The organism is Paraburkholderia denitrificans (genome assembly GCF_042655705.1).
GTDB lineage: Bacteria > Pseudomonadota > Gammaproteobacteria > Burkholderiales > Burkholderiaceae > Paraburkholderia > Paraburkholderia denitrificans.
In genome coordinates this window covers 37,653-51,384 of the sequence record NZ_JBHSMP010000020.1, presented here as the reverse complement: position 1 = coordinate 51,384, position 13,732 = coordinate 37,653, and the positions used below count along the sequence as shown (strand labels likewise).

Sequence of the window (13,732 nt, the reverse complement as noted above, 5' to 3'; positions counted from 1 at the left end):
AGGAATCGATGCCGGTTGATGCCGATTGTTTAATAACCCTGTGTAATAGCGATATTTCAAATCTGCCTTGAAATCGCATTATTTTTTGCAGGAAAACGACAAGGTTAGCGGTGCTGACAAGGCGAAAGACAGCTCTTCTGGATTGGCGATGACGGGAGTCTCCGACCGACACGGAGCGGTGCTTCAGATTTGACCGAAGCGCTCAGGCCAGGTCACGAACGGCAGCGTCCGCGCCTTTCTTCCGCCCCGCGAACGAGGAGACCTGACGCCGGTTCCGATCAACCGAAAAGCCCTCTTAACGTGTCCCACGTGTGTTGAAGCCCGCAGTACAGCCCGCCGGAATTCTCGTCGCAGGTCTGATAACGTTTGCCTTCGGGGTGGTAATTGAACGTTACGGCACCCACAAGCAGTGCCACGAGTGCAAGGATCTTCGAACCTTCCAAAATAGCCTTCAGCATTGCCGTCTCCCTTGGAGTAGTTCTTCCGTACGCGACGATATCTGACTATTTTTAAGCGAAAGCTGATGTGAGCGACTGTGATCGATGTGGCTATGGGCAGATTGTCAGCAATCCAGGTCCGCCTGTCGAGTGATCGTTTGTCCGGACGGTTGCCCGATACGGCGGCTACATTGCACTTTATGGTTCGATGAAAACGGGTGTTCCTGACTCGACCAGATCGAATAGCTCCACGATGTCCGTGTTGCGCATTCTTATGCAACCGTGAGAAGCCGGCACGCCCATCGGTTCAGTGTCGGGGCAACCGTGAATGTAGATATAACGTCGCATCGTATCTACTTCACCTAAGCGGTTTTTTCCGTGTTCGCAGCCGCGTAGCCAGAGGATGCGGGTCAATATCCAGTCGCGTTCCGGGAACTGATCCGCGAGTTCGGTCGAGTAGATTTCACCCGTTGCTCTACGGCCGACAAAAACGGTGCCGACTGGACAGGAGGCACCGATCTTTATCCTGACGACATGCTGGCCGCGAGGCGTGCAACCGCTTCCCATTTGTTCGCCAGCGCCGTTTTTCGCTGTCGAGACCGGATAGGTCCGCACGGTTTCTCCTTCCCGTATGAACGTCAACGTTTGTCTGGAGAGGTTTGCAACGAGTCGCGGAATTGCCATTGGATTTTTCAGCTTCGGGAACGCGGATCGCCATCGCGTGAAGGATGTCGACTTCCTGCCGATGATTGTCGACGATCTGCGCGATGATGTCGAACGTCTTAAATCTGGCCAGGCGGCATTCCGCTGGCGCACAAGTGAAAATCCCCGCATGTGCTGTTAGCGGAAAAGCGTGTGCGGCGGTACTGGCGTAAGGTGTGTCGCGGTTAAACGAGCCGGACTGCGGCGACGCGCAGGCCGCCGCTCAGTGCTCGAATGGTGATGTGGTGCCCTGTGGACGTTAATAGTGCGGCAATGTCTGGTGTCATTCACCACCGCTTTCGCAGCTGTGTTCGCGCTATTGGCCGCACAGGCAGTGCGGCCAATAGCGCGCGCGTTGGGTGCCACTACTTGTAATGATTGAGATTGCGTAGCATTCCTGCCCGTATCCGCTCATGGTGATAATGAACAATCACCATGAAAAATCCGATACCAAGGGCCGAACCTCCGATGATCAGACCCAACCAGGTCTCACTCATGACTCATTCCTCTCACGGAACCACAGGGGAAGCGAATAGATCATGCGGGTTCGCATTGCGTCCCCCGCACGAAACGGACGCGCGCATCGTGTTACTGCATGTGCTGCCCGCCATTGATCGCGATATTGGAGCCGGTCACGAAGCCAGCATCGTCCGAGCACAGATAGAGGACGAGCGATGCCACTTCTTCCGGCTTGCCGAGACGCCCCATCGGAATCTGCGGCAGGATCTTCGAATCGAGGATCTCCTGCGGAATTGCCGTAACCATTTTTGTCGCCAGGTAGCCCGGCGAAATCGTGTTGACGGTCACGCCTTTGCGCGCGACCTCGAGCGCCAGCGACTTCGTGAAGCCGTGCATGCCGGCCTTGGCCGCGGCGTAATTGGTCTGGCCAATAGAGCCTTTGGAACCGTTGACCGACGAGATATTGACGATTCTTCCCCAACCGCGTGTGACCATGTCTTCACATAGCGGCTTGGTCATGTTGAACACCGAGTCGAGATTGGTGCGAATGACCGCGTCCCAGTTGACCTTGTCCATCTTCTTGAGCGTCATGTCCTTCGTGATCCCGGCGTTGTTCACCAGAATGTCGACTGGACCGACTTCGGCCTGAATGCTGGCCACACAGCGCTGGCATGAGTCGTAGTCGGAAACATCAACCGGGTAAGCGCGAAAATTCCGACCGGACTTTTCCATGCTCGCCAGCCAGTCGGCTACGCCGGTGTTGTTCGGCGAGTGTGTCACCACAACGGCATAGCCAGCGTCGTGAAGTTTCGTGCTGATCGCTTCTCCAAGACCGCCCATGCCGCCCGTCACAACAACAGTGCGTTTCGTCATAGTTTCCATCCGTGAAATTAATAACTGAGAGGTTCATGAATACCCATTGGCCACCTCGTATCACCCGTCATTGCGTTAGCACAAAGTGTCGCCGGCCGCCGCGTTTTGGGAGGCAATGGGTACAGCTTCGATTGAGCCGCGCGGGTTTTTGTAGTCTTGTGGTATTGCGCGAGTAGAGCCCGGTGCGCCGACGAACTACGACATGCTGCCGCGTAGGCGCACCGTTAAAAATTCCAGATGTCCGCCGTTCTCAGGCGCGCGTGTCCGAGTGCGACGCAACTGTGCTGCTGGCTCCCGCAATCATCGCGGAAACATTGGCCTGCATGCCTTCCACGACACTACGGACCGATTTGCGCATCGTTTCCGCCGCGTTGCTCGCCGTCGAAAACGCCGATTGCACGGTGATGAAAGCGGTTTCTGAGCCCGTTGGCGTTTGCTTTGCCCAGCTTTCAACACGGGCTAGCAAGTCGCGGGTGAACTGGTCGTAGTGCGCGTCGATGATCTTCGCAGCGGCGCTTTCGGTCGCGATTGCGATGTCATAGGCATGCAACTGATATGAGAGCGATTTCGCAATAGCGGACTGGGCGAGGCACAACGGCGAACCCGGCCAATCCACGGTTGCGGCGTCGGACTGCATTTCCCGCAGACGTGCAACGCTATCCGCCAACACGGAGTGTGCGGCCTGCAGATTCAGTTCCGCGAGCTTTTGCACCCCATCAGACGCCTCGCAAGCCAGTGAAATGAAGAGCGAAGTATTCGCTCGATAGAATTGCATCAGGTCTTCAGACGAAAACACGTTGATTTCCTCTCCGGGAATGTTGGTGGCGACCACCCGATCCGATGGATCGCACACGCCTGTGGTTTTCAGATTGCTCTTGGTGCGGAATTTACTTTCAAAGTTATTATTAGTATGACCAATTAGGTGAGAGACGAATCGACCGGAATCGGAACTTCCTCACTTGGTCTGCGACACGTGAAATCTTGCGCGGCACTGATTTCAGAATCGCGACTGGCGCGCTTATGCGCCGTGGCTGGATGATCGGCCGCGAAGCTGGCGCAGCATCTTCCGCTACTGAAACTTCGATTTATGCAACTACATAAATAATGAGTTAGAATTTTTATTCTAACCAGCAAATGTTAAATAACGCTACTGAATTCTGAGGTGGTTACATTTACTTACCGTGCCGTGGGCGCGCTGTCGCCGTTATTGTCTGACCACTTTGAATATTCGAACAAGAAATTGAAAGTCCGGGCCAGTGACTCTTTCGTGTCACACCCCAACGCGTGGATCGACTTTGGTCAATCATAAGTGAATGTGTCAATGCAAAGGGCATGAAGTGCCGCGCGGGCGACAACTCCGGTCACACATCAAATGTCAACTTGTCAACGTCTTGTGAGAACGACTTCAGATCAGTTTTGATCTGGATGCTGCGCCTCTCTCCCGCAACGATCGGTATGCCCAAAACATAGATCGCATGTGAACGAAAGCTGTACGCCGTCCGTTTCGCACGTGTCACAGCCACCAGACGAAGTGAAAGTAAAGCAGGCCAGGGGATCGGAGCCCGCGCAAGCAATTTCGGTGAAGCCATCTGGAGAATGATTGGTTGCGTGCGAGTCGGGAGCGAGAGCACGTGGGCTCTCATGTCTTTTGCTCCCCGTCAAATGCGGTGCCCGGGAAATTGTTACGAGAAAGTCGCGCGCCGGGCCCAAACGTTGCTTCATACTCGTCATTCACCTGTCTTGTTACCAGAGGCTTTCAAACCGTCCAATTTTTCGATTCACTCCGAAAACTGGGGCATCGTGTCCGAACTAGCGAATATGAAAGAAAGAGCGACCGTTGTGTGCTGGCGGCAAGGCCGAATCCTTCTCGTCGAACGGGGACGATCGCGGTGGGCGTTGCCCGGTGGAACGATTCGGCGTGACGAATCTCCGATTGATGCCGCGAAGCGCGAACTGAGCGAGGAAACGACCCTTTCGGAGTGCGAATTCGGATATCTGTTCCAGTTTGGCGGGTTGAACAAGCGGCATCACGTCTTCTACACGGTCCTGCCACGGGACGTCCGACCTCAGCCGAGCAACGAAATCCTCGCATGTCGATGGTTTCGGCCCGGCAAGGTGGCCACGCTTCTCACCAGTGTGCCGACGCGCGAAATCGTGAATCTCATTTTTGGTCATAAAGACGCCACAATCTAGACGCTGCGATCGTCCGCGTCCGGTGCCTTGCTCCAGGATCGCAGCTATCCGATTTGGCTGACTAATTGGACCGGGAAGATGGGGCCGAGACCATGATAGGAAACTTTGAAATTCTGGAGCGCCTGCTCATGGCCGCGGTGCTGGGCAGCGTAGTCGGCTTCGAGCGTGAAAGACTGAACTGGGCTGCGGGTTTGCGCACGCACATGCTGGTGAGCGTCGGGGCCTGCCTGATGATGCTGGTGTCGGCATACGGCTTTGCCGATGTGCTGGGCGAAAAGAACGTCGCGCTCGATCCATCACGCGTTGCGGCTCAGGTCGTATCGGGAATTGGCTTCCTCGGGGCAGGGTCAATCCTGCTTCGGGGCGAAGTCGTGCGGGGATTGACCACGGCAGCCAGCCTGTGGTCCGTCGCGGGCGTCGGCCTTGCTGTCGGTGGCGGAATGTACACCGCCGCCATCGGTGCAACCGTCATCATCCTGGCAATTCTCGCGGGCCTGAAGCCGCTTGAACGCCGCTTCATTTCCGTCCGGCAACAGCGCAACGTACAGTTGCTGGTCGAACGCGGAAGCGTGTCTCTGGACACCGTGCATCACACGCTCGGTTCGGGGAGCGTGCGGGTCAAGCAGTTTATCGTCCAGCAATCCGAAGACGATCCGGAACTCGACGACGTGCAAATCGCACTGTCGCGCGTGAGCGAAAGCGAGTTCCTGGCCATCTGCGCGCGGCTCGAGAAAATGGATGGCGTGCGCGTCTGCCGGCACGATGATGGAACGCAGTGAGACTGCGGATAAATTGCGAACACAACGGTTTTGCCGTGGAGACTCATGTGAGTCGGCGGCCGTAGCACGTAGCGCACATACGCACATACGCGGGGATCGGATGCGAGTGTCTGTATCGGATAGACAACTACGTACCCGTCGGCGGTTGCGCAGATTTGCCACGTGTCGTTCGGTCTGAACAATCCTGGCTTGTGGCGAAGAGTGCGCCGATCGCCCCGGAATCAGGCGGGGCGGGCGAGCGCGCGGAATAGCCTTGCATACCCTTTGCGGTTTTCTAGAATTAAAGGCGACACGCCGTTTCCACATTGCAGGGTGACAGAGCCTGCTTGTGATCCATACGGCTGCGCGCATTTTCCACTTCACGCCATCATTTCCCGAGTGGCTGACACCTGATCGGGGCCACGGCGTTAACGACCGCACCGCACGCGCTTCCGTACGCGGAGGCTGAGTCGAACTTGCCCGGCACCGCGTGTAATCGACACATCTTCCTGCCGGTACCCGGCACACCGTTTTGTGCCGAGCCCGTCGAGGCGGCTCGCCGCTTTAGCACGCAGTGCGCTACGCGCTGGTGCTGCGCTGCGTCGTAATGCTGATTTGGGCGGCGCTGCTCATGGCCAGCCATACCTGAGGCCTCTTCGAACCCGTGGGTGCGGATATGGACCAAAGTCAGCCCGCTGCACGCACCGTGCTGCTCACGAGCGCCACGATGGTCGCTTTCGCTTCCAACTCGCTGCTGTGCCGTCTGGCCTTGCAGCATGCCAGTATCGACGCGGCGAGCTTTTCCAGTATCCGGCTGGTCTCGGGTGCGGCAATGCTCATGGTGCTCACGCGCTCGGGTAGGACTAAAGCGCCGCGAGCGAGTGCGGACTGGATCGCGGCAACGATGCTGTTTTCGTATGTCGCGTTCTTCTCGTTCGCGTATCTAACAGTGAGTGCGAGCACTGGCGCATTGATTCTGTTCGGCGCCGTCCAGTTGACGATGTTCGGCGCCGGCCTGCGCGCAGGCGAACAATTCGCGCCGCGCGCGTGGCTTGGGCTCGCGCTGGCACTTGCGGGGCTCATCTATCTGGTGTCGCCTGGCATCACCGCGCCAACGCCGTTGGGTGCCTTGCTGATGAGCGTGGCAGGTGTGTCCTGGGGCGTGTATTCGCTGCGCGGGCGCGGCATCGCGAATCCACTTGCGGCCACGGCGGGTAATTTCCTCCGGGCGGCTCCCATGGCGCTCGTTTTGAGTCTTTTGTTTCATAACCGCTTTCACGCTGCTCCCGCTGGCATCGCGCTGGCGATCACATCGGGTGCGGTGACGTCGGGCATCGGCTACGTGCTGTGGTATGCGGCGCTGAAAGGGCTGTCCGCGATGCGCGCCGCGACGGTGCAGTTGTCAGTGCCGCCGATAGCCGCTTTTGCCGCCGTGCCGTTATTGTCCGAGGTCATTACTTTGCGCCTTGTGGTCGCGTCCGCTGCGATTCTGGGCGGGATTGCCATGGCGCTGGTGAGCCGCACGCAAAGCAAAAGCGCGACGCCGCTTTCCGATCAAGGCAGCAAGCCAGGACAATAGTTGCTGACGAATTCAGACTTTGGCGGCGCTTGAACAGCGGCTTGAAGAAATTTGCTGGTTGTCGATGGCAACCCGATCGAGACGCGGCGCTCCACGATTCCGGCTGCTTGGAGCCGCGAAACGTGTCGGCTCGTGTTCGATTTGTCCAGCGGCAGGATGTTGCCGAGGTGCTTCGCGCCGATGCCCGGCGGCACGCCGATTTCGAGGACGGCGTGAACCGCCGAAGGCGCCAGATCACTATCCGCAAGGGCTGCGCGCATGAAGCCTGGTTCGCGAACCAGTTTGCGGGAGAAAGTGCGTAGCTCGAGGTGCCCATTCGTGCACAAACACCGTTCAGCGCCGAATCCTTAGCGGAAGCGTGGAAAATCCACTGGCGGGATAAACGGCCTTTACCGGCCGATTGTCCGGTACCAGCTCGATCCGGCTGCGCTTGAGAAGTTCTTCCGTGATAAGCCGTAGCTCCAGCCTGGCCAACGGTGCACCTGGGCAAACATGAATGCCCGCCCCGTACAGGAGATTATTCGCCGGATCGCGATCCAGACGGAACTCATCGGGATCGCCGAACACCGCTTCGTCACGGTTGGCCGAAGCCCACATCAGCGTGACGCGTGCGCCGGCAGGCAGTTGTTGGCCGCTGATTTCCACTGCGCGGGTCGTCACCCGGCGATTGGAGACAAGCGGCGCATGAATGCGCAGAATCTCATCAATCGCAGCAGGCAGCAGCGAAGGATTTTCCCGCAATTCCTGCTGGAGAGCGGGGCGCTCGGCTAAATACTGCGCCAGAATGCCGACGCTGGCAGAGATTGTGCTTAACTCCCCCACCGTCCAGTTGCGCAAAATGCTGACGATTTCATCGTCGTTGATAAGACGATCGCCTACTTGTTCTCGCAACAGGCTGGTTGTGACGTCGTCCGGCGCATTTATGCCGGCGGAACGACGATCTGCCAGCAGTGCTTTGATATAGCCGTCAAATTCATAGGCGACATCCTCAAGTGCCGCTCTATCCCGCGCCAACGTCGCCTCGTGATTCTTGCGCGTCCAGCGGCGAAGCGGCTCGTGCAAATCAGTGGGCCAACCCATAAAAGCCGACTGAACCTGTAATGCAAAGTCTTCGGCAATTGCGGACATGAACTCCACCTCGCCGGATTGCGGAAGACTCTCCACCAACGTAATTGCAATCTTTTGGCATATCGGCTCAAACGCCTGCATACGCGCCGCGCTGAAATACGGCTCGATTATTCGCCGGTATAAATCGTGCTCGGGCGGATCCATGCCATTCGGCACTGAGGGGTGGCTGGATACGGCGTTGCTGAACGTCTCGTGCTCGTGCAGGGCACGCATCACATCCCGATGCTTGAAAAACGACCAGTTCAGATACGTGCTGTGCGCGACCGGACAGCGGCGCCGCATATCGTCATAGGCAGCAATCTGGTCCTCAAGCACGGCGTCGGACCTTGGATCCCAATCCGGGTTTTGTTTTTCAACCACGATTCCTCAGCAATCTATAGCAAATACCGAATTGATCCGGCGCTCTGGCAGCGTGTTGTGCAGACTTTGCCTGACAATCCCTGGGGTACATTTTGAAGCGCCCGCTTAATGCAAGCAGGGTTGCTGAAGTAATCTCAGTGGCCGGAAGTCGCGCGCCGGGGTAACACAGGCGCCTTGGGGCGAGAAACAATCCTGAGCCCTTGCTGCGCAGCGAGTCTGTTTGTTCACTTCAGGCTGCGTCAGCCTCAATAGGCGGTACCCGTTGGCAAAGAAAAATGGGGAGAAGGCTGACGCCTGTCTCCCCGAACGTTACTTTTGGTGAGATGAGAATGTCAAAAAAGATAACGGGGCTTACAGAGTTCAGCATACACGGTTGCACTATGTCTGAGCGGAGACACCCTACTGCCACCAAGGATATGTCATAGCGTGATATATGGCGTGGTTCTGCCCGGCGCAACGCAATTGCTGAAACCAGTCAGGTACCTTTTCCATCGCGACCTCTTCATGGAAAGCGCCGATGCTTTCGATGTCGACGCGGTCTACGCCGCACCATAAAGCGCCACTTCAGGCCGAAGGCTGGCCGTGTTCAACGCTATCGGCGAGCGCGCGCAACAAGACCGCACCATCGCCGCGCCAGGCGCTGCCGTGCATGCAGGCGAGCGTCGCAGGCTGTAATTCAGCGAGGCGTTCCAGCATGGCGCGCGCATTTCTCGTGTGTGAGAAGTAGTCCATCTTGTGACGGAATGCCTCGCTGGGTTCGAGAATATCGTCCTCGGTCAGCGGCGGATGATGCGAACCGCTCTGGGTAAACAAGTCGCTGCAGAGCAGCGTTGCCGACCTGGTCTCCATGAGGAGCCCGCATTCCCACGCATGCGGCAGATGTGGCGTATCGAGCCAGCGCACGCTGTGCTGACCGAGCGAGACCGTTTCGTCGTCGTTAAGCGCGCGGGGCGGCCGGTTGGCAAAATCGCCCACCGAGACCATGGCTGCGATCTGGCCGCACAGTGGTTCAGCCTGCGGCGCGACAGCGAGAAACTCATTGAGTGCGCCGCATTCGTCGGCTTCGAAATGCGAAAAGCCGATATAGCGCAAGCGATCGACAGGCATGATCCGCCCGACTGCTTCCGCTACAACCGGAAACAGTGCGCGCAGGCCGGTATGAAACAGCAGCGGCGCGTCGTCGTCGATCAGGTACTGATTGAACGAGAATCCGGTGCCGCCAGGAAGCTCGACTGGCGTGGCAATGCGATAGATGCGGTCTGCAATCTCGTCGATTGTCGTACCGCCTGGAAGGGATAGGGTCATCATGGTGTTCTCCCTTTTTGCGCAACTGACGTGGTCCGGCCCGATTGGATCGGCCGGGTGCCGATGTCCGGTAACCGCTATTGTGGCGCTTCGCGCGTAATGCCGGCGTTTTCAGGTAGCGCCCGGAAACGCGGGATCCGTGCGCGCCGACTATCACAGATCAGTTCCTGATCAATCAGCCCGGGAAGGACGCATGGCCCGTGATCGGGGCGACTTATGCAATTGTGCGGGCAAGGCCCGGCGATGCGCGCCACACCGAGGAAACGCCAAAGTTCTTCAACTGGGCGCTGCTGCATGGTCAATCGAGCAGTGAGGCGCTCGACTATAGTCCGCTGCCGATTCCGGTAATCGCAAAGATCCGGTCGCAGTGGCACAGCAATGCAGGTAACGTGGTGGCGCGCGCGCCAGTCGCCGGTCAATAATTCGATCGTTTCCGCGACACGGATCCTCATCGGAGCAGTCCGCGCGAGCAATGCCTGAAGCATCCCTGGCCGACTTGCGCGGGCTGCCTGTTGAAATCCAGTTCCTATATTCTGGAGTGCGACAGATTCCATGTCATCAATGGATATTGAAATGTCACTGGCACTCAAAGAAAATAGCGGCGATGGATCGATCGCGTCGCCGATCCATACCTGAGCACACTGCGAGTTGAGAATCCCATCCACACAGATCAAACAGCAAGTGTTCGCGCTGTGAACATCTGCCACCGAACGTTGGACCAGAAATCCTTGTCTCCTGAAAATCTCTACCGTTGCTTGAGCGCGTCGAAGCGCCTTCGGGTTTTTGCCATCATCGTTGCGACACTTGGCGTCGCAGCAGCGGCGAACGCGTCGCCGGAATCCGTCGCATCATCTCACCCGCCTTTCCTTGCGCGGGTCGACGGAAACAAGTTGCTATCGCTTGTTGTCGAGCCTCGGCAGCTGGCGCTGGATATGAATCGGGAAAATTCCATCAGATCCGAAACAAACGACTTCAAACCGGCGCGTTACTATTTCCCCGATGCTACCGTTCCGCGTTCTGTTCTGAAAAATCTCAAGGAAGTCTACCGCTACAACCGTCGCCGGGATGTACCGATCGTCTCTTCCGGCGGCAATTGGGTAATTGCCGAATACTTCCGGGCTAACTCACATATACCCTCAGTAAGATTCAGACTCCTCGGAAAACGGGTGCAACGTCAGGAGCAACTTGATCCGGCAGGGAAGGTAACGGGGATCGTGCTGGTGGGATGGGCGCCGCGCAGTTCGATTGAAGACGATGTGCAGTCGGGTAGTCCCTCTGCGCCGGGTGAGCATGCGGCGTGGATCCGTGTGCTGAAGGTGTCGGCAACGGGAAAGAAGACGCTGGTTGCCGTTGCCTGGAAAGCCGCTGGTGGTGCCGTCTCTGCATTGATGAATGACGAACCGAACGAGCGCGATCTAAATTTCGGTCGCCCGGATGGAACAGTGCGATGGCATTCAATGGATGAGTTTGTGAAATCCACGGGCATCGATCTCAACGCCAGGAGCCTTTCGGGGAAGTCTCCACAATAAGCGGCGGTCGTTGCCCGTGGGGCTGCGCACGATCAATCCGAACCGGTGGATCAGAACGTCACGACGGTGCGCAATCCCGCCACGGCCTCATTGCGCACCCGCGTACCGTTGTTATTCGGATCGGCGATGCCGCCGCCCGGATGGAAGATGTACTGGAGTTCGCCCTGTAGCAGCCACCATGGCGTGACCTGGTATTGATACGTCGCCTCGATTACCGTCTCTGCGGTACGCACGGGATAGCCCGGCGTCTGGAAAGTTGCGATGTCGCGATCGAGCGCGCTCGTGCTTGCGCTGACGTTCGCGTAACTGACCGCGAGTCCTGCAGAGTCGTTGTCGCGACCCTTGAACGGAGCCTTTAGCACGATCCCGGCATTGAGATTGAAGTCGAGCAGGTTGCGGTCGCCCGGCGCGCCCATTACGCGCGCGAACACGCCGAGCGATTGCGGGCTGTCCGCGCGCGGGCGCCACACCATCTGGTCTGCAATCGCATAAACGCTGAAGTTGCCGCGATGCATGGCGGGCTCGCCGTTCGACGTGGGGCTCGCGAGCGAGATGCCATTCGTGTCGAGATGTTGGTCTGCGAAGCGATTGTTGTTGTACCAGAAGCCCAATTTGTAGGTACCTGGGAGCCCGCTCGGCTGCGTTGCAGCGGAGTCCCCGGTCGAAGGCTGATTGATCGCGTACTGGATCTCGCCGATGATCATGGCGCCGTCGTGCAGGTTGAACTGCGTGCCGCTGGCGTTGAGCCGCTGTGGGTCGCCGTTGCCCGGCGCCGGGTTGCCGTCGAAGATGCCGCCGAGAAGCGTCATCGAATCGCTTGGCTTGACCCGCAGGCGCACGCCGAGCGATGCCAGCGGATAGGCGGGGCCGCCCGCGGGCAAGGCAGTAGCAGCCAACTCGGGCCAACCGAATGCCGCATTAGCGAACGTGCTGGCGTACTGGCTGACGATAAATTCCTGATCGAGGCTCTGCTGGCCGATCCTGACGTCGAATTTGTCGCCCAGCGACTGCTGATACCAGAGCTCCCACAGGCGCGTCGTCGCTTCCGCCTCGACGCCGCTTACGGTTTGCAGCGAATTCAGGCGTGCTGCGGTGATGCCGTGTCCGTGAATCTGCAGGGCATCGACAAAAAAGGTGCCGCCTTTCAGACCGAACGCCTTGCCGGTATCCACGTTAAGTCCGAATTGCGTGGCGCCGTTGTACGAAGCGCCCTTCGAGACGCCGCCGGAGAAGTTGCCGTAGAGCTCACTCGTTTCTTGCGCATTGAATGTCACACCGTAGTTGCCCAATAGCGTACGCAGGCCACCCATGTCGCCGAGCAGGTTCGAACGGTCCCAGAAACCAGTCGGCGCGGCGTCCTGGTTTGCTGCTGCCGGGTCGGATGACGCCGACTGCGCGTGAGCGGGAACACTTGCAACAGCGGTCAGTGCAAGCGTTAGCGTTGCGGCTATGCAGACTGGCTTCAGGCGCGAAAACTGAGCGAAGCGGCACTGCGTGTCAATGCCGTTGTCGTTTTGTGTGAGGGTGCCAATGGAAAGCATGGTGTTTTCTTCTGGTGAAACGAACCGATGAATGAGCGATGCCGAAGCTGAAAGGCATTCGATGCGGGCTTGCGGTCGATTTGCAGTTTGTGGGGAAGTCGTCATCGCGACGACAGCCCGCTCAGGCGGGCCATGATGTGCCGCGAACGTTGCGTGTTGATGTCGCCCAGAGCACTGCGATTGACGTGGCGCCTTGGACTGATTGCCCCATGCGCACGCTTGCGTGTCTCCGGAGCAGGCCATGTCCTTCGCGCTCCCGGCGCGATGCAATGGCCGCGGACGCGAGCAAGTAAGCGCGTGAGACGCGCAAAAACCGTTCGATATGCATGATTCAACTCCCGTCTGGCCCGGCAAGGCCGGGCAACGTTCGGAAAGCGCCGCTTGTCCAGCGAGTGAACGCTGTCGGCAAGCTTGCGCAAAAAAGGGAGCGTGCTACAGACAAACCGCAAAGGCGGCCTGGGAAGAAGCGCGCTGGCCCGGGGCAATCCGGGTCAGCGGCAGGACGGGGAATCCGGTGTCGCTAACGCGTGATTGCAGCTTGGGTGCCGGCATGGACCGGCTTACAAGATCGACTGCTAGAGCTTGCGTCCACGAGGGACTCTCCTGTTTGGAAGACAGGGCGGATTCTATGCGCGCCGTTTGTGACCGCGCAAGTAAAAATTGCTATGCAGTGCTTAGCCGCTTGAAAAACGACATCGAACGCGCTGCCGATCCCGAGCCGATGGCCTGCAGTCCCAGCGCGCGAACGTTCACTATGTCGCTCGTGTGCAACGCAGCGAGCGCAGCAATCCATGCTGCGTGGATGCAGTATGAAGAGGCGAGGAAAATGATTCGCATCCACGGCCGATAACGGATTCGAAAGAAAAAA

At 58.2% G+C, this 13,732-nt stretch carries 14 protein-coding genes and 1 pseudogene; 6 read left to right on the top strand and 9 right to left on the bottom strand.

Annotation, left to right across the window (positions count from 1 at the left end; all coding sequences use genetic code 11):
- Positions 1-278 precede the first annotated feature (278 nt).
- Together ACFPTO_RS17145 and ACFPTO_RS17140 are read right to left on the bottom strand one after the other, a co-directional pair.
- The gene (locus ACFPTO_RS17145; protein ID WP_377713026.1) at positions 279-458 is read right to left on the bottom strand and encodes a hypothetical protein; all 180 of its coding nucleotides are present in this window, start codon (positions 456-458) and stop codon (positions 279-281) included.
- Positions 459-635: 177 nt separating this feature from the next.
- Complete coding sequence (locus ACFPTO_RS17140; RefSeq protein WP_377713024.1) at positions 636-1,052, bottom strand: L,D-transpeptidase family protein; 417 nt, start codon at positions 1,050-1,052, stop codon at positions 636-638.
- A 16-nt stretch (positions 1,053-1,068) separates the two neighbouring features.
- On the opposite strand from ACFPTO_RS17140, the gene ACFPTO_RS17135 reads away from it, so the two are divergent.
- On the top strand, positions 1,069-1,281 hold the full coding sequence (locus ACFPTO_RS17135; protein WP_377713022.1) for a hypothetical protein: 213 nt from the start codon (positions 1,069-1,071) through the stop codon (positions 1,279-1,281).
- Between the two features lie 223 nt (positions 1,282-1,504).
- Here the strand turns inward: ACFPTO_RS17135 and ACFPTO_RS17130 are convergent, their stop codons facing one another.
- The 3 genes from ACFPTO_RS17130 to phaP all read right to left on the bottom strand — a co-directional run bounded on the left by ACFPTO_RS17130 (position 1,505) and on the right by phaP (position 3,246).
- Positions 1,505-1,636, bottom strand: a complete 132-nt coding sequence (locus ACFPTO_RS17130) for a hypothetical protein (RefSeq protein WP_377713020.1) — start codon at positions 1,634-1,636, stop codon at positions 1,505-1,507.
- Positions 1,637-1,727: 91 nt separating this feature from the next.
- Positions 1,728-2,471, bottom strand: coding sequence for an acetoacetyl-CoA reductase (phbB, locus tag ACFPTO_RS17125; protein WP_377713018.1), 744 nt, complete (start codon positions 2,469-2,471; stop codon positions 1,728-1,730).
- Between the two features lie 250 nt (positions 2,472-2,721).
- Positions 2,722-3,246: a TIGR01841 family phasin gene (phaP, locus tag ACFPTO_RS17120; protein ID WP_377713016.1), complete on the bottom strand. Its 525-nt coding sequence runs from the start codon at positions 3,244-3,246 to the stop codon at positions 2,722-2,724.
- An 866-nt stretch (positions 3,247-4,112) separates the two neighbouring features.
- Between phaP and ACFPTO_RS17115 the strand changes: the two genes are divergently transcribed.
- The 3 genes from ACFPTO_RS17115 to ACFPTO_RS17105 all read left to right on the top strand — a co-directional run bounded on the left by ACFPTO_RS17115 (position 4,113) and on the right by ACFPTO_RS17105 (position 7,001).
- Positions 4,113-4,664, top strand: coding sequence for an NUDIX hydrolase (locus tag ACFPTO_RS17115; protein WP_377713014.1), 552 nt, complete (start codon positions 4,113-4,115; stop codon positions 4,662-4,664).
- A 92-nt stretch (positions 4,665-4,756) separates the two neighbouring features.
- The gene (locus ACFPTO_RS17110; RefSeq protein ID WP_377713333.1) at positions 4,757-5,443 is read left to right on the top strand and encodes an MgtC/SapB family protein; all 687 of its coding nucleotides are present in this window, start codon (positions 4,757-4,759) and stop codon (positions 5,441-5,443) included.
- A gap of 655 nt (positions 5,444-6,098) precedes the next feature.
- On the top strand, positions 6,099-7,001 hold the full coding sequence (locus ACFPTO_RS17105) for a DMT family transporter (RefSeq protein ID WP_377713012.1): 903 nt from the start codon (positions 6,099-6,101) through the stop codon (positions 6,999-7,001).
- A gap of 77 nt (positions 7,002-7,078) precedes the next feature.
- On the opposite strand, the pseudogene ACFPTO_RS17100 reads toward ACFPTO_RS17105, so the two are convergent.
- From ACFPTO_RS17100 to ACFPTO_RS17090, 3 genes and pseudogenes are all read right to left on the bottom strand, one after another.
- Positions 7,079-7,327, bottom strand: a pseudogene (locus ACFPTO_RS17100) (MarR family winged helix-turn-helix transcriptional regulator); the annotation flags it as partial.
- 7 nt (positions 7,328-7,334) lie between these two features.
- Positions 7,335-8,489, bottom strand: coding sequence for a cytochrome P450 (locus ACFPTO_RS17095; RefSeq protein ID WP_377713010.1), 1,155 nt, complete (start codon positions 8,487-8,489; stop codon positions 7,335-7,337).
- A 564-nt stretch (positions 8,490-9,053) separates the two neighbouring features.
- On the bottom strand, positions 9,054-9,797 hold the full coding sequence (locus tag ACFPTO_RS17090) for an oxygen-binding di-iron domain-containing protein (protein ID WP_377713008.1): 744 nt from the start codon (positions 9,795-9,797) through the stop codon (positions 9,054-9,056).
- Positions 9,798-9,994: 197 nt separating this feature from the next.
- On the opposite strand from ACFPTO_RS17090, the gene ACFPTO_RS17085 reads away from it, so the two are divergent.
- The gene (locus ACFPTO_RS17085; protein ID WP_377713006.1) at positions 9,995-10,216 is read left to right on the top strand and encodes a hypothetical protein; all 222 of its coding nucleotides are present in this window, start codon (positions 9,995-9,997) and stop codon (positions 10,214-10,216) included.
- A gap of 291 nt (positions 10,217-10,507) precedes the next feature.
- On the top strand, positions 10,508-11,323 hold the full coding sequence (locus tag ACFPTO_RS17080; protein WP_377713005.1) for a hypothetical protein: 816 nt from the start codon (positions 10,508-10,510) through the stop codon (positions 11,321-11,323).
- Positions 11,324-11,373: 50 nt separating this feature from the next.
- Here the strand turns inward: ACFPTO_RS17080 and ACFPTO_RS17075 are convergent, their stop codons facing one another.
- Complete coding sequence (locus ACFPTO_RS17075; protein WP_377713003.1) at positions 11,374-12,864, bottom strand: carbohydrate porin; 1,491 nt, start codon at positions 12,862-12,864, stop codon at positions 11,374-11,376.
- Between the last annotated feature and the right edge of the window lie 868 nt (positions 12,865-13,732).